This window comes from Cognatishimia activa (genome assembly GCF_026016445.1).
GTDB lineage: Bacteria > Pseudomonadota > Alphaproteobacteria > Rhodobacterales > Rhodobacteraceae > Cognatishimia > Cognatishimia activa_B.
Window position 1 is genome coordinate 2,919,046 of the sequence record NZ_CP096147.1, and the last position, 14,967, is coordinate 2,934,012.

Genomic DNA, 14,967 nt, shown 5'->3' on the forward strand with positions numbered 1-14,967 from the left:
TTCGTTTCCTCAGGCCAAAATATGCGACCGATCAGCCTTTCGTTGCCTCTGGACCGTGGCAGCAGCACGCCGATTTTCGAACAGATCGCCGCTGGACTGCGCCGCGGTATCATGTCGGGAGACATCGCGGCAGATAGTCATCTGCCGCCCACGCGCGCCTTTGCTCAACAGCTCGGAGTGTCGCGCAGCACAATTGTCACCGCCTATGACCAATTGGTGGCGGAGGGTTATATTCAGGGCCATCCAGGAGCGGGCTTTACGGTGGAGCGTATTGGTGATGTGAGTCTCCCAAGTTCGGTACCAGCCGCCAAAGTCATCGAGGCACCGGGGCGAAAGTCGCTGCCCTTTCGACCTGGTGAGCCTGATATGCGGCTATTTCCACATCGCGCATGGGGGAAGGCGGTTTCTCGTGTGTGCCGAAGGTCGCCGGAAGTCCTACTCGGCGCTGCGCCACGGTTTGGATTGCCGGTTTTGCGAGAGGCGATTGCGCAGCATGTCGCGGATTGGCGTGGTCTGGATGTTGACCCGGGCCAGATTATCGTGACCTCGGGTGCGGGGGATGCGGTTGAAATGTCATTGAGAGCGCTGTGCTCGCGTGGAGAGACCGCAGCGCTTGAAGATCCGGGCTATCGGCCGTTGAAGGAATTCATCACTGCGCAGGGGCTCAAGCCGGAGCTTTTGACGATTGACGACGCGGGCGCGGCGCTCCCTAAAAAGGCGCAGCTCGCGATCCTGACGCCCTCTCAACAATTCCCGCTCGGAGGGTCCATGACACCCCAAAGGCGACATGAGTTTTTGCGCTGGGCAGAGGAGCGGGATGGGTGGTTGATTGAGGACGATTATGATTCAGAGTTTCGCTTCGCAGGTCGACCCATTCCAGCCTTGGCCGGACTGGATAACAGCCGAACTGTCTATGTTGGAAGTTTCTCCAAGATTTTCTCTAACACGCTGCGAATTGGATATGCGATAGTGCCTCAGGCCTTGCTTGGTCGGTTTGCCGAGGTCCAACGACAGTTCGGCACGCGGGCCAGCATGATGCCGCAGGCGCCCTTGGCAGAATTTATGCAGAGTGGTGAATTCTACCGCCATCTCCGGCGCGTGCGGCGCACCTATGGGCAACGGCGTCAGCACCTTGTGGACGCCTTGCGTAGGGACTTTGCGGATATCGGGCAATTTACAGACCATCAGGCAGGTATGCAGATTGCTTTTCATTTGCCTCAAGAGATTTCGGACCAGCAGATCGTAGCCCTTGCGGCTGAGCAGGATATCGTTGTGGAGGCCTTGTCGAGCTACTGCCACGCTACCACAAAATACAATGGGCTTCTGCTTGGCTTTTGTGGGTTTGATGAAGAGGAGATGCAGGGAGCCTTAGTTCGTCTGCGTCAGGTCTTTGATTTGGTCAAAACCTGAGCCCCTTAAAGCAAAGGGCCGCCCCCGGCGACCCTTCGTATCTCTATCAGATCTGAAGATCTGCTTAGCCGTTGACGCTGTCTTTCAGAGCTTTCGCGATTGTCATTTTGACAACCTTGTCCGCTTCTTTCTTGATCTGTTCGCCAGTCGCAGGGTTGCGCACCATACGCTCAGGACGCTCACGGCAGTAAATCTTGCCGACGCCTGGCAGGGTCACAGCGCCGCCAGCCGACACTTCACGGGTGATAAGAGCGCAAACAGCTTCAAGAGATGCACCCGCGGTTTTTTTGTCGGCGCCCAGTTCCTCGGCCAGTGCGGCTACGAGTTGGGTCTTGGTCATTGGCTTTGCCATATTTGTTGGTCTCCTTGTATCTGCCCGTTTTTCAGGGCCTCATAGCGGGCATTTAAAGGAATATCTTTCTAGACGACAACGAAATACTGCGCCAAAAGCCCTAAAAACGTGCATTTTTTGCCCATTTGGTCGGATTATAAGAATGCCGTTTCGTCAAATGACCTCAGTTTCCGCGAATGCATCCGTTCAAGAGGCATATCGCGCAATGACTCCATCGCGCGAATTCCGATCATTAAATGCCGTGCGACCTGCGTTTTATAGAAATCTGAGGCCATTCCAGGCAGTTTGAGCTCGCCATGCAGAGGCTTGTCAGAAACGCAAAGCAGCGTGCCGTAGGGCACGCGGAAACGATAGCCATTTGCAGCGATTGTGGCGCTTTCCATATCCAGCGCAATGGCGCGAGATTGGCTGAGGCGTTGCACTGGTCCGGTGTGTTCACGCAGCTCCCAGTTGCGGTTGTCGATCGTTGCAACGGTGCCTGTCCGCATGACGCGTTTCAACTCGTAGTCTTTCAACTCGGTTACGTCTGCAACAGCTTGCTCTAGCGCGATCTGAACTTCGGCGAGCGCCGGGATGGGCACCCAGTTTGGCAGATCGTCATCTAGCACGTGGTCTTCGCGCAAGTAAGCATGGGCCAGCACAAAATCACCAAGGCTTTGTGAGTTCCGAAGGCCTGCACAATGGCCAACCATCAGCCACGCATGCGGGCGGAGAACAGCAATGTGGTCGGTTGCGGTTTTGGCGTTAGAGGGCCCTACGCCGATATTCACCAGTGTGATTCCAGATCCGTTTTCACGCTTCAGGTGGTATGTTGGCATTTGCGGCTGTTTGTCTACCGCCGGAATTTCAGTCTCTGCATCCGTGATCTCGACGTTGCCGGTTGATACGAAACTGGTGTAGCCGCTCTTGGGGTCAGCCAGCATTTGACGCGCATAGGTCTCAAACTCAGCGACGTAGAATTGGTAGTTTGTGAAAAGCACGTGGTTCTGGAAATGCTCCGGAGACGTTGCGGTGTAATGCGCCAGACGCGCCAGCGAATAGTCGACACGCTGTGCTGTAAACGGAGCCAGCGGTTTGGTTTCCCCGTTCATGACTTCCTGAATGCCGTTCACGATGTCATCGTTTGTCGTCGAAAGATCTGGGACATCAAAAATGTCACGCAGCGGGAATGCAGAAGCGCCTTCCTGCGGAACTGTGATGGATGCGTCATTGGCCACGGCGAAGTGAACCGGAATTGGCGTTTCTGAAATACCGATGGTTACCGGAACGTCATGATTCCCAACGAGCAGAGCGATTTGCTGCTCCAAATAGTGTCGAAATAGATCAGGGCGCGTGATGGTTGTTGCATAAACTCCGGGTTCAGCGACGTGACCAAAAGAAAGACGGCTGTCGATCTGCGCAAAACTGGTCGTGACGATGCGGATCTCAGGGTAGAACGCCCTGACGCGATGGTTCGGCGCACCTTTTTTGAGTGCCTTGGCAAATTCCTTACAAAGATATTCCGATCCGATTTCATAAAGCTCGCACAGGCGATCGACCGCAGCACGTGCATCCCTGAAGGATTCTGGTGTTTTCACAGAAGGGGATTTCACTGTTGTATGAATCGGTGTCATGTATGCGCCTGTATCACGTCGGTCATTTCAAATTTGGTTACGTCTACCAGCCCAAGGTCGGAAATTCTGAGTTCCGGGATCACCACAAGGGCCAGAAGCGAATGTTGCATGTAAGCGTTATTCAGGGTGCAACCGCAAGCCTCCATTGCCTCGACCATTTTTTGCGCCTTGGCGGCAACCTCTGTCGCGGGTTGGTCAGACATCAATCCGGCAATGGGCAATTCTACCAGGGCGAGTTCTTTCCCATCTTTGAAGACAGTGACTCCGCCGCCGACTTCGCTCAGTCGATTGGCCGCCAGCGCCATATCTTCGCGGCTTGTGCCCACAACGATCATATGGTGGCTGTCATGGGCCACGGTTGAGGCCATTGCCATATCGCCCTCATAGCCGAAGCCGCTGACAAAGGCGTTTGTTGTTGTGCCCAATGCACGGTGTCGCTCCACCAGAGCGATTTGGCAAACATCGTTCGCCAGGTCCATTTGAACCCGGCTGTCTTTCACATCGAGCTCCGCCTTGAGCGCTTTGGTTGGCGCTTGGTTCTCAACCACGCCGATCACATTGACGCTCACGCGGTTTGCGCCCTCAGGGGCTGGAACGATGAAGTCATTCGAAATGCGATTGACGCCCATATTGACGGTCTGCCTTGAGCTTTCAGGCCAGTTGTAATGCGGGCAATCCACAAGGCATTTGCCATCCTGCGCGATTGTCTTGCCACGGGCGATCACGAGTTCGATTGGCAAGGCCTTAAGGTCGCTCGTCAGGATCACATCTGCGCGCCTTCCAGGCGTAATAGAGCCTAATTCACGCTCTAAACCAAAGTGTGTCGCGGTGTTGATGGTTGCCATCTGCAATGCGATGAGGGGATCGCATCCGCACTCAATCGCATGCCGCACGACGCGGTTCATGTGGCCATCGTTGACCAAGGTGCCGGAGTGGCAGTCGTCCGTGCAAAGAATGAAATTGCGGGGATCGAGGCCTTTTTCAGTGACAGCAGTAATCTGGGTTTCCACGTCATACCACGCAGAGCCTAGGCGCATCATCGAGCGCATCCCTTGGCGCACGCGCGCAATAGCATCCGCCTCGCAGGTGCCCTCGTGATCATCCGCGGGACCACCGGCGGCATAGGCATGAAACGCTGGACCCAGATCAGGCGATGCATAATGCCCACCAACGGTTTTTCCTGCCGCTTGCGTGGCCGCGATTTCCGCAAGCATTTTTGGATCGGCGTTGACCACGCCCGGGAAGTTCATCATCTCCCCAAGGCCAATGATGCCCGGCCAGTGCATGGCCTCCGCAACGTCTTCCGGCGTGATTTCGAACCCGGTAGTTTCCAAACCCGGGGCAGAAGGTGCGCAGCTCGGCATCTGCGTGAAGACGTTAATGGGCTGTAATAGAGCCTCATCATGCATCATTCGAACGCCTTCTCGGCCCAGCACATTGGCGATCTCATGTGGATCGGTGAACATGGTTGTGGTGCCGTGGGGAATGACTGCGCGCGCAAATTCGGCGGGGGTCAGCATGCCGCTTTCGATGTGCATATGCGCGTCGCACAACCCTGGGATCATGTAGCGCCCGTTAGCGTCTATGATCTCTGTGTCATCGCCAATGCAATGGCTCGCGTCGGGGCCGACATAGGCAATGCGGCCTTCGCTGATGGCAATGTCGTGATCTGCCAGAACTTCCCGAGTGTGGACGTTCACCCATTGGCCTTTGCGAATGACGAGATCTGCGGTGTCACGGCCTGAGGCAACAGCAATGAGTTTTGGGGCGCATTCGGCCCAGGTTTTTAATGTGTTTTGCTCCATGACCCAAGTTGGCACGGCTCAAATTCGGGATCAAGCTGTGCAGCTATGAAGCTTTTGCGAAAGCAGTTTCAAGCCAGCGGGTTAAATCGGATGTGCCGCGTGCTTGCAGATGCTTCGCCGTTGCGCTTTGATGACCCTCAGTTTGGGCGGGGAGGAACGACTTTGCCGATTGATATACTCGTAACTTTTGCTATCGCCGTTGTTTTGCTGGCACTCGCGCCGGGACCGGATAATCTTTTTGTCCTCACACAATCGGCGCTCAACGGTGCGAAGTCAGGGCTTTGGGTGGTGCTTGGCCTCTGTTCTGGGTTGGTCTTCCATTCGATCGCTGTCGCGATGGGTCTGGCTGCGCTGCTGAAGGCAAGTGTTGTGGCCTTCACGCTGATCAAATTTGCAGGCGTCGCCTATTTGCTATATCTCGCCTATCAAGCGCTCAGAGCGCCGGTGCAGGCCTTATACGGAGAGGCCCCGAAACGGTCACCTCTCGCGCTTTATCAGCGTGGGTTGATCATGAATATCACCAACCCCAAAGTCGCGATTTTCTTTCTGGCGTTTTTTCCGCAGTTTACCGATCCTGCCTACGGCTCGATGCTGATGCAGATCGCAACGCTTGGCGTGATATTTGTCATCTCGACACTCATCGTGTTTGGCGGCGTTGCGCTTTTGGCAGGAGGTCTAAGCGACCGCATGGCGCGCACGCCGAAAGTGCAATTGTGGATGAACCGCGTCGCCGGTGTGGTGTTCATTGGACTTGCTGCAAAAATTGCGCTGGGCGAGCGTTGAGGTTGGCACAATGATCAAACCAAATGTGACAATCACCTACTGCACTGGATGCAATTGGCTTTTGCGTGCGGGTTGGTTGGCGCAGGAATTGCTTTCGACATTTGGCAACGATCTTGGCGGTGTCACACTGGTGCCAGACGATCTCGGCGGTGTTTTCGAAATTCACGTCAACAAGGATCTGATCTGGGAACGCAAGCGTGACGGCGGCTTCCCGGATGCCAAGACCCTGAAGGCGCGTGTTCGGGATAAGATCGACCCGGACAAAGACTTAGGGCATATTGATCGGCACCCACCCACGACTTGAGAGGGGCGCATGGCCACGATCCATGATCTTGAACGCTATCTGATGCCGCAAGAAATGACGCACGCCAAAGCCTTGGCTGAGATGCGCAGCGGACTGAAGCTGAGCCATTGGATGTGGTGGGAATTTCCGCAATTGCGCAGCCTCGGGAAATCCAAGCGCGCGGTGGATTATGGTCTGAAGGACTTGGATGAGGCCACCGAATATCTCGCCCATCCGGTATTGGGGGCACATCTGCTTGAAATGTGTATCGCTCTGATGATGCATCGAGACAAAAGCCCAGAGGCGATTATGGGTCCGGTGGACGCGATGAAACTGCGCAGCATGGCGACTTTATTTGCAGCTGTCCCCGGAGCCCCAGCTGTCTTCAGCGATATTCTGACAGTTTTTTACGCAGGTGTTGTCTGCCCGAAAACAAAGGCGATTTTGGACGGCAAAGAATAGCGAGCGTGTCTTGCAACTCCCTCCCAAGATCAGCAGATTAGCGCCATGACAAAGACCCTACTTTCCCTTGGACACGGATTTTCCGCTCAAGCGCTGGCGTCGCTGCTGGTCAAAGACGGCTGGCACGTGATTGGCACAACCCGCAAGCCTGAGAAGTTCGACAAGTTAAAAGCCGAAGGTGTAGAGCCGCTTTTGTGGCCCTGTGATCTTACGGAAGTCTTGTCCGAAGCCACCCACGTGTTGACCTCTGCCGGTCCCGACGCCGAGGGTGATCCAATCCTGCGCCTCGCGGGCGATGACATTGCGAAAGCCGCACCTAATTTGGAGTGGGTCGGCTATCTCTCCACCACTGGGGTCTATGGCGACCATGATGGTGGTTGGGTGGATGAAGAATCTGATCTAGATCCCGCAACAGTGCGTGGAAAGCGTCGCGTCAAAGCGGAACGTGAGTGGCTCGATATTCCTGACTTGCCCGTTCATGTGTTTCGCCTTGCGGGCATCTATGGCCCCGGTCGCGGCCCCTTCGCGAAGTTGCGGCGTGGGGTAGCGCAACGTGTGATCAAGAAGAACCAGGTGTTCTCGCGCATCCATGTCGATGACATTGCACAGGTTGTGAAGGCTTCGATCGACAAGCCCAATCCGGGACGGGTTTATAACGTCTGCGATGACGACCCGCAGCCGCCGGAAGTTGTGATTGAATATGCTGCAGAGCTTTTGGGCATGGCGCCCCCGCCAGCGGTTCCTTTTGAAGAGGCTGACATGAGCCCGATGGCGCGCAGTTTTTATTCAGACAGCAAACGTGTGCGCAATGATCGCATCAAAAACGAGCTTGGTGTGAAGCTGCTCTATCCGGATTACAAATCCGCACTTCATGCCCTGCGGGATGCTGAGAATTCTTAAGCGCTTTGGCTGCCGATCTGGGCAATGCCCAGTGCCCCTAAGACCTTCGCTTCGATGTGCTTAGCTGTCAGTTCGGCGGTGTCATACATTTGCGCAGGGGAAGCCTGATCGATAAAGACATCCGGTAGAACCATGGATCGGAACTTGAGGCCGTGATCAAAGATCGCCTCATCCGACAAGAGCTGCGCAACATGAGAGCCGAACCCGCCAACAGCACCTTCTTCGATGGTGATCAGCGCCTCGTGCGACCGTGCTGCCTCCAAAATCAGATCACGATCCAGTGGTTTGGCAAACCGTGCATCGATGATGGTCGGGGTGATGCCCTTTGCACTGAGCGCTTCAGCGGCTTTTCGGACCTCTTCCAATCGCGTGCCGAGAGAGATCAGTGCAACGCGTTGGCCTTCTTGGATGACGCGGCCTTTGCCGATCTCAAGAACTTCGCCCTTTTCTTGCATTTCAACGCCAACACCCTCGCCACGCGGGTAACGGAAGGCGATTGGCCCGTCATCGTAAGCAGCAGCCGTTGCGATCATATGTTTGAGCTCGGCTTCATCCGCAGCGGCCATGACAACCATGCCTGGAAGGTTCCCCAAATAAGCAATGTCAAAGCTTCCGGCGTGGGTCGCACCATCAGCTCCGACAAGCCCTGCACGGTCGATGGCAAAGCGCACCGGCAGGCCTTGGATGGCCACGTCGTGCACTACTTGGTCGTAGCCACGCTGCAGGAAGGTCGAATAGATGGCGCAGAAAGGTTTCATACCTCCGGCCGCCAGAGCCGCTGCAAAAGTCACACCGTGCTGTTCGGCGATGGCGACGTCAAAGAACCGGCTTGGATAGCGTTTTTCAAAAAGACCGAGCCCTGTGCCGTCCGGCATGGCTGCGGTGATGGCGACGATCTTGTCGTCTTCGGCAGCCATCTCGACCAGAGTTTGGCCAAAAACAGACGAATAGCTTGGCGCATTTGAAGGCGCCTTAGATTGCTCACCCGTGATGACGTCAAACTTCGCTGTGGCGTGCCATTTGTCGTGTGAATTTTCGGCAGGCGCGTAGCCTTTGCCCTTTTGCGTGACAACATGCATCAGGATCGGACCGGTCGCGCGCTCATGGGCCGCGCGCAGGACTGGAAGCAGCTGGTCTAAGTCGTGCCCGTCGATCGGGCCGAGGTAGCTGATGCCAAGCGCTTCAAAGAGGTTTCCGCCTAGCGTCATGCCTTTCAGAACTTCGCTCGCGCGTTTGGCACCTTCACGCAGAGGTCCGGGCAAGAAGGAGACTGCGCCGCGTGCAGCGGCTTGCAAGTCTTGGAATGAATCCCCTGCATAAAGCCGCGACAGATAGGATGACATCGCTCCAACTGGGGGCGCAATCGACATCTCGTTGTCGTTCAGGATGATGAACATCCGGCGATCAAGGCCGCCTGCATTGTTGAGCGCCTCATAGGCCATGCCCGCACTCATCGCGCCATCGCCGATCACGGCAACTACGTCACCTATGCCACCTTCGGCAGTGCCGCCCAAATCACGTGCAACCGCAAACCCAAGGGCTGCGGAAATCGATGTAGAGCTATGGGCCGTGCCAAATGGGTCAAAAACGGATTCAGAGCGTTTGGTGAAACCGCTCAATCCGTCTTTCTGGCGTAGCGTACGAATGCGGTCCCGGCGACCAGTCAGGATTTTGTGCGGATAGGCTTGGTGCCCGACATCCCAGACGATCTTGTCCTTGGGGGCGTCAAACACGGCGTGCAGGGCTACAGTCAGTTCGACAACACCAAGGCCTGCGCCCAGATGGCCGCCGGTTTCAGACACAGCCGAGATGGTCTCCAAACGCAGCTCGTGCGCCAGCTGGGTCAGCTGGGCATCAGAAAGCTTCTTGAGGTCCTCGGGCTTGTTGACCCGGTCCAGCAGAGGTGTGTCGGGTCGAACCGTCATGGCATCCCTATTCTACTTGTCCCGCGCGATCACGAATCGCGCAACGTCCCGTAGTATATCCGCTTCGCTGCCAAAGGGGTCCAAAGCAGCGCAGCTTTGGTCGATAAGCTCTTTCGCGCGATTTTTGGCAGTCTCCAAACCCAGCAGCGACACGAAGGTGGCTTTGCCAGCATCGGCATCTTTGCCGACCGCTTTGCCGACAGTTTCTGCGTCGCCTTCGATATCTAGAACGTCGTCCCAAATCTGGAACGCAAGACCCAAGCCTTTGGCATATTCTGCCCAGGGAGCTGTGTCAGCTTGTGCTATACGGGCACCCGCCATGGCGGACCAACCAAAAAGTGCGCCGGTCTTACCTTCTTGCAGCTCGGTAATCTGTTCCAATGTGAATGGTGTTTCAGATGTCTCAGCCGCCATATCAAGCGCCTGTCCCAGAACCATGCCCTGCGCGCCAGCAGCACGCGCCAGTGTCAGTGCAAGTTCAGCGCGTACCTCTGCTTTTGGCGAGCATTGCTCGTTTGAAGCCAATTCAAATGCGAGAGATTGCAGAGCGTCCCCGGCCAGAACAGCGGTTTCTTCGTTCCACTTTACGTGGACGGTCGGTTGGCCCCGGCGCATGTCATCGTCATCCATGCACGGCAGATCATCATGCACCAGTGAATAGGCATGCATGGCCTCAATCGCAGCCGCTGGCCAAATCGCCTGATCTGCTGAAATGCCATGCAGGCGCGCGCTTTCCAGTACCAGAAAGGCCCGCAGGCGTTTGCCGCCGTGGCTGGCATAGCGCATCGCCTGAACGACTGGCATTTCGCCCATCGGAACCATCACAGAATCCAGATGCAGCTGCACCTGCGCCGCGCATTCCATCAACCGGTTTTTGAACATTTTAGAGACCTTCGACCGGCTTCAACCCATTGGGTTCGCCATTTGCATCCAGAGTGATGGCAGCCACTTTTTCTTCGGCTTCCTTCAGCTTGGCTTCGCAGCGCGCTTTCAATTCTGCACCGCGTTCATAAAGCTTGATGGAATCTTCCAGCGCCACATCGCCGCGTTCCAGCTTGTTCACAACTTGCTCCAGCTCGGCCATCGCCGCTTCGAAGCTCATTTCAGCAACAGGCGTCTCGCTCATGCGCTTTTCTCCATCAAAACTTTAACATGGGCAGCCACAGAGGCCGCCAGAGCTGTCAGATCATATCCGCCCTCAAGAGTCGAGACAACGCGCCCCTCGCAGTGCTTGGACGCAAGGTCGCAGAGCTTCTCGGTCAACCAGGCGAAATCTTCTGTTTGCCAATTCAGATTAGCCAATGGGTCAGCCATATGGGCGTCAAATCCGGCAGAGATCAGGATCAGTTCCGGCGCGTAGCGGTCAATGGCTGGGAAAATCTCGTTTTCATAAACGCGACGCATGTCTTGGCCACCCGAGTGCGGATCAAGCGGGAAGTTCCAGATGTTGTTGTGACCACCAGTTTCATTTTCGTGTCCTGATCCCGGCCAAAGAGGGCTTTGGTGGCTTGAGAAGAACTGTACTCGGGGTTCGTTCCACAGGAGCGCCTGCGTGCCGTTGCCATGGTGAACGTCAAAATCCACGATGGTCACACGTTCCAAACCATGCCGTTCCATCGCGTGTTTTGCGGCAATCGCGACATTCCCAAACAAGCAGAAGCCCATGGGTGTGGATTGCTCCGCATGGTGACCTGGTGGGCGACATCCCACAAAAGCGTTTTTGACATCGCCAGCCATCACCGCATCCACCGCAGCGACATTTGCCCCAACTGCGCGACGGGCGGCTAACAGGCTGCCGGGCGACATATGTGTGTCTGCATCCAGCGAACGCCAACCCTCCTTGGGGGCGGCCGCTGTGACCATTTCCAGATAGTCCTGAGGGTGGCAAAGAAGAATGTCTTCGTCCTGACATTCAGGGGCTTCTCGGCGCTCAAGCTGAGGAAACCCAGCAAGGGCGGCATTGATGTGTTCGAGCCGCGCAACTTGCTCTGGGTGGCCCGCTGGCGTTACGTGGTCAAGACAATCGGAATGTGTGTAAAGTGCAGTGGTCATGGGCGGCATCAAAGCCGCATCTTTGTCGCCGAAGCAAGGATTGAATTATGAGAATATTGTCGCTCTTTCTGATTTTCCTCGCAGGGCCTGCTTTGGCGGAAATGCAAATGAAGCTGTCATCGGACTTGAATGGCAATGGCGTTTCGGAAGTCTACGAATTGTTGGTCGACGACGAGAATATCGTAACGCTGCAAATCACCGAAGACGGGACGGCGACCATCGAAGCCGTCGATATTGTTTGGAAAGGCGGGCTTTACGGACAAGAGCCGGGGCTGGAGCTGGCGCCAAACGGGTCTGTACGAGTGATTTCGCAAAACGAGGGCTGTTGTCGGCATCGTTGGCGGCAAACCCTGACCTTGGCTTACCGCAAAGAGGCATTCCGCGTCGCAGGTGTTACCTATCAGTGGCGCGATACGCTTGACTTGGAGGCCTACGGCACTTGTGATGTGAACTTACTGACCGGCAAAGGCGTCACCGAATTGGGTGAACAGGCTCCCAAATGGTTCCGCGTTCCGGTCGGTGCTCCGAAAGTTACCGATTGGTCACTTGATGCGTCCTTGCCTGACGCCTGTGAGATCAGCTGAGCGTTAGTCTGGTGCGAGCATGTAGCCCGCGCCGCGTACGGTTTGCAGGTACCGTGGTTGTTTCGGGTCTGTTTCTATCTTCCGGCGCAGGCGCGTGATCTGAACATCCACAGCGCGTTCCTGAGCCTGACCACGGTCGCGACCGAGGTCTTCAACAAGCTTCGCCCGGCTGATCGGTTCGCCCGGGGTGGCCGAGAATATCTTCATCAACTGGCTTTCCGTGGCGGTCAAACGCACGAGGTCTTCGCCCTGCCACATCTCACCGCGCTCGATGTCATATCGGATCGGGCCGAGGATCAGGAACTTCGGTGTGGTGTCAACATCACCAGCATCCGGCACACGACGTAGGATTGCGTTGATGCGCAACAGTAGTTCTTTGGGTTCGAACGGTTTGGAGAGGTAGTCATCGGCGCCAGCTTCTAAACCTGCAATCCGATCTTCGGTTTCACCCTTGGCGGTTAGCAGCATGATCGGTGTTGCCGAGGTTTCACGGATGGCCTTTGTCAGGCTTACGCCATCCTCACCCGGCATCATCACATCGAGCACGATCATGTCGAAATCAAGCCCTTCTAGGATGCGGCGTGCATGTGCTGCATCCCGTGCCGCGGAGACCAAAAACCCATTTCGGATCAGGAATTTCTGCAGCAGGCCACGAATGCGTTCGTCATCATCAACGATTAAAAGATGCGGTTGTAGATCCATCAGGAGTTCCCTTCCCGCAGAGATTGGTATTTGCGGTGCAGCTCATTATCCATCATCGCTTCAAGCACTTTGCGGAAGCCAGCAACAGCTTCAGGGCCAGCCTCGCGATAGGTGGCGCGCATACGCGTGCGCTGGGCGTCAGAGAGACGAACCTCTAGCGCGGTGCCCGCCTCCGTTAAAAAGAGGTTTCTTTCCCGCTTGTCGATCTTGCCAACCCGGCTTTCAACAAGTCCGTCTTCAATCAAAGTACGAAGTACGCGGTTGAGAGACTGCTTGGTTACCCCAAGAATTTCCAAAAGATTTGTCACAGTCGTGCCGGGTGCGCGATTGATGAAGTGGATTGCGCGGTGGTGAGCACGTCCGTAGGCCATGGTCGCAAGAATTCGATCAGGCTCTGTGGTTAGGCCCCGATAGGCAAAATACATGGCTTCAATGCCTTGCCGTATCTGCTCATCTGTCAGAAACAGCCTTTCGCTGCCAAATGGCTCACCCATGTTACAATACCCGCTCGCTGGTTTTGTCCTTTAGCGTTCACATTAAGTCAGCCTTGTTGACACTCCAAGAGTGAATTGGTAGCGAATGCCAGTTTCTGCGTAACTATGTGACCGGATCGGCCCTAAGTTGCGCAACATTTGGAATTCTGAGACAAGAAGGTGGACCATGGCAGGTTCTTACGACGATCGCGACGGTAAGATTTGGTTGGATGGCAAACTGGTGGAATGGCGTGAGGCCAATGTCCATATTTTGACCCATGCGCTGCACTATGCGAGTTCGGTATTTGAAGGCGAGCGTGCGTACAATGGAAAGATTTTCAAGAGCGTTGAACATTCTGAGCGCCTTTTGAAATCTGGCGAGCTTTTGGACATGCCGATCCCCTACACTGTGGAAGAGATCGAACAGGCCAAATACGACGCGCTGGAGGCCAATGGCTTCAAAGACGCCTATGTGCGCGTTGTTGCATGGCGTGGTGCGGGTGAGGACATGGGTGTTGCGTCTTCCAAAAATCCGGTTCGCATGGCTGTGGCTTGCTGGGAATGGGGTGCCTATTACGGCGACGCCAAGATGAAGGGTGCGAAACTCGACATCGCCAAGTGGAAACGCCCAAGCCCGGAAACCATCCCAACAGCTGCAAAAGCAGCGGGTCTTTACATGATCTGCACCATGTCCAAACATGCGGCAGAAGCCAAAGGCTGCTCTGACGCGCTGTTTTATGACTATCGCGGCTATGTTGCCGAGGCGACCGGTGCAAACGTCTTCTTTGTGAAAGACGGTGAGGTACACACCCCAATTCCTGACGCGATCCTGAACGGTATCACGCGTCAGACCATCATTCAGATGCTGAAAGACAAAGGCATCACCGTGAACGAGCGTCACATTATGCCTGAAGAACTCGCGAGCTTCGAACAGTGCTGGTTGACCGGTACTGCAGCAGAGGTGACCCCGGTCGGTCAAATCGGTGATTACACCTTTGAAGTTGGTGATATCACGCGCGATGTCGCAGAAAGCTATGAAGCGCTTGTTCGCGCTTAAGCTTTCTGAATACCATTATTAAAAGCGGGGCCAAATGGTCCCGCTTTTTAATTTGAATACTTAGACGATAGATGTCGTCACTTCGATATTGCCGTTAACCGCGTGGGAATAGGGGCAAATCGTGTGACCGGCGTCCACTGTACGCTGAGCTTCATCGCGATTCACTCCAGGTAGCCTTACTTCTAGTGCAACAACCAGCCCAAACCCTTTGTCTTCGCGGGCGCCGATACCAACGGTGGCCTTGACTGTGGCGTCTTCAGGAACCTTTGCCAGGGTCTTGTCTTGCGTGGTTGCAAACTTCATCGCGCCGATAAAACAAGCCGCGTAACCTGCTGCAAAGAGTTGTTCAGGATTATTGCCCTTACCGGTCCCACCAAGCTCGGTTGGGGCGGCCAAAGTGACTTCAAAACTTCCATCTTCCGTGCGTGCGCTGCCGTCGCGGCCACCGGTCGCAATGGCTGAAGTTTGATAAGCTGGTGTAATTGCCATTCTATATTCCTTCATATCGGAGGCGATTATATCGTGTGCGATATAAATACCCTCATATCGAACTTGTCAACCGCTTG

The 14,967-nt window shown here is 55.4% G+C and carries 17 protein-coding genes; 7 read left to right on the top strand and 10 right to left on the bottom strand.

The features are described from left to right. The first annotated feature begins 21 nt into the window (after positions 1-21). Positions 22-1,410 carry a PLP-dependent aminotransferase family protein gene (locus M0D42_RS14545; RefSeq protein WP_265019330.1) on the top strand — a complete coding sequence of 463 codons (1,389 nt, stop codon included), beginning with the start codon at positions 22-24 and terminating at the stop codon, positions 1,408-1,410. A 64-nt stretch (positions 1,411-1,474) separates the two neighbouring features. On the opposite strand, the gene M0D42_RS14550 is transcribed toward M0D42_RS14545, so the two are convergent. The 3 genes from M0D42_RS14550 to ade all read right to left on the bottom strand — a co-directional run bounded on the left by M0D42_RS14550 (position 1,475) and on the right by ade (position 5,180). After that, on the bottom strand, positions 1,475-1,762 hold the full coding sequence (locus M0D42_RS14550; RefSeq protein ID WP_265019331.1) for an HU family DNA-binding protein: 288 nt from the start codon (positions 1,760-1,762) through the stop codon (positions 1,475-1,477). A gap of 134 nt (positions 1,763-1,896) precedes the next feature. Further along, positions 1,897-3,375 (bottom strand): AMP nucleosidase, encoded by a 1,479-nt coding sequence (locus tag M0D42_RS14555; RefSeq protein ID WP_265019332.1) that lies wholly within the window; start codon positions 3,373-3,375, stop codon positions 1,897-1,899. Then, on the bottom strand, positions 3,372-5,180 hold the full coding sequence (gene ade / locus M0D42_RS14560) for an adenine deaminase (RefSeq protein WP_265021168.1): 1,809 nt from the start codon (positions 5,178-5,180) through the stop codon (positions 3,372-3,374). Before ade ends, M0D42_RS14555 begins: the two co-directional genes overlap by 4 nt. A gap of 45 nt (positions 5,181-5,225) precedes the next feature. Here ade and M0D42_RS14565 point away from each other — a divergent pair, with 45 nt between their 5' ends. The 4 genes from M0D42_RS14565 to M0D42_RS14580 are packed head-to-tail and all read left to right on the top strand — an operon-like array spanning position 5,226 to position 7,608. Next, positions 5,226-5,963: a LysE family translocator gene (locus tag M0D42_RS14565; protein ID WP_265019333.1), complete on the top strand. Its 738-nt coding sequence runs from the start codon at positions 5,226-5,228 to the stop codon at positions 5,961-5,963. 10 nt (positions 5,964-5,973) lie between these two features. Next, positions 5,974-6,267 (top strand): SelT/SelW/SelH family protein, encoded by a 294-nt coding sequence (locus M0D42_RS14570; RefSeq protein ID WP_265019334.1) that lies wholly within the window; start codon positions 5,974-5,976, stop codon positions 6,265-6,267. Positions 6,268-6,276: 9 nt separating this feature from the next. Beyond that, positions 6,277-6,708, top strand: a complete 432-nt coding sequence (locus tag M0D42_RS14575) for a DUF1810 domain-containing protein (protein ID WP_265019335.1) — start codon at positions 6,277-6,279, stop codon at positions 6,706-6,708. Between the two features lie 45 nt (positions 6,709-6,753). After that, positions 6,754-7,608: an SDR family oxidoreductase gene (locus M0D42_RS14580; RefSeq protein WP_265019336.1), complete on the top strand. Its 855-nt coding sequence runs from the start codon at positions 6,754-6,756 to the stop codon at positions 7,606-7,608. On the opposite strand, the gene dxs is transcribed toward M0D42_RS14580, so the two are convergent. From dxs to M0D42_RS14600, 4 genes are read right to left on the bottom strand one after another with little or no spacing between them, the layout of a single operon-like run. Beyond that, the gene (gene dxs, locus M0D42_RS14585) at positions 7,605-9,533 is read right to left on the bottom strand and encodes a 1-deoxy-D-xylulose-5-phosphate synthase (protein ID WP_265019337.1); all 1,929 of its coding nucleotides are present in this window, start codon (positions 9,531-9,533) and stop codon (positions 7,605-7,607) included. The genes M0D42_RS14580 and dxs overlap by 4 nt on opposite strands. 12 nt (positions 9,534-9,545) lie before the next feature. Then, positions 9,546-10,415: a polyprenyl synthetase family protein gene (locus tag M0D42_RS14590; protein WP_265019338.1), complete on the bottom strand. Its 870-nt coding sequence runs from the start codon at positions 10,413-10,415 to the stop codon at positions 9,546-9,548. A 1-nt stretch (position 10,416) separates the two neighbouring features. Further along, on the bottom strand, positions 10,417-10,659 hold the full coding sequence (locus M0D42_RS14595) for an exodeoxyribonuclease VII small subunit (protein ID WP_265019339.1): 243 nt from the start codon (positions 10,657-10,659) through the stop codon (positions 10,417-10,419). Then, positions 10,656-11,585 (bottom strand): histone deacetylase family protein, encoded by a 930-nt coding sequence (locus tag M0D42_RS14600; RefSeq protein WP_265019340.1) that lies wholly within the window; start codon positions 11,583-11,585, stop codon positions 10,656-10,658. Before M0D42_RS14600 ends, M0D42_RS14595 begins: the two co-directional genes overlap by 4 nt. Positions 11,586-11,632: 47 nt before the next feature. On the opposite strand from M0D42_RS14600, the gene M0D42_RS14605 reads away from it, so the two are divergent. Continuing rightward, a complete protein-coding gene (locus M0D42_RS14605; protein WP_265019341.1) occupies positions 11,633-12,169 on the top strand; it encodes a hypothetical protein in 537 nt (178 codons plus the stop codon). Between the two features lie 3 nt (positions 12,170-12,172). Here M0D42_RS14605 and M0D42_RS14610 read toward each other — a convergent pair whose 3' ends face one another. Both M0D42_RS14610 and M0D42_RS14615 read right to left on the bottom strand, forming a co-directional pair. Continuing rightward, a complete protein-coding gene (locus M0D42_RS14610; protein WP_265019342.1) occupies positions 12,173-12,871 on the bottom strand; it encodes a response regulator in 699 nt (232 codons plus the stop codon). Next, complete coding sequence (locus tag M0D42_RS14615) at positions 12,871-13,365, bottom strand: MarR family winged helix-turn-helix transcriptional regulator (protein ID WP_265019343.1); 495 nt, start codon at positions 13,363-13,365, stop codon at positions 12,871-12,873. The genes M0D42_RS14610 and M0D42_RS14615 overlap by 1 nt, the downstream gene beginning before the upstream one ends. Before the next feature lie 166 nt (positions 13,366-13,531). Between M0D42_RS14615 and M0D42_RS14620 the strand changes: the two genes are divergently transcribed. Beyond that, positions 13,532-14,401 (top strand): branched-chain amino acid aminotransferase, encoded by an 870-nt coding sequence (locus M0D42_RS14620; protein WP_265019344.1) that lies wholly within the window; start codon positions 13,532-13,534, stop codon positions 14,399-14,401. Positions 14,402-14,461: 60 nt separating this feature from the next. On the opposite strand, the gene M0D42_RS14625 is transcribed toward M0D42_RS14620, so the two are convergent. Continuing rightward, positions 14,462-14,890, bottom strand: coding sequence for an organic hydroperoxide resistance protein (locus M0D42_RS14625; protein WP_265019345.1), 429 nt, complete (start codon positions 14,888-14,890; stop codon positions 14,462-14,464). Positions 14,891-14,967: the final 77 nt, after the last annotated feature.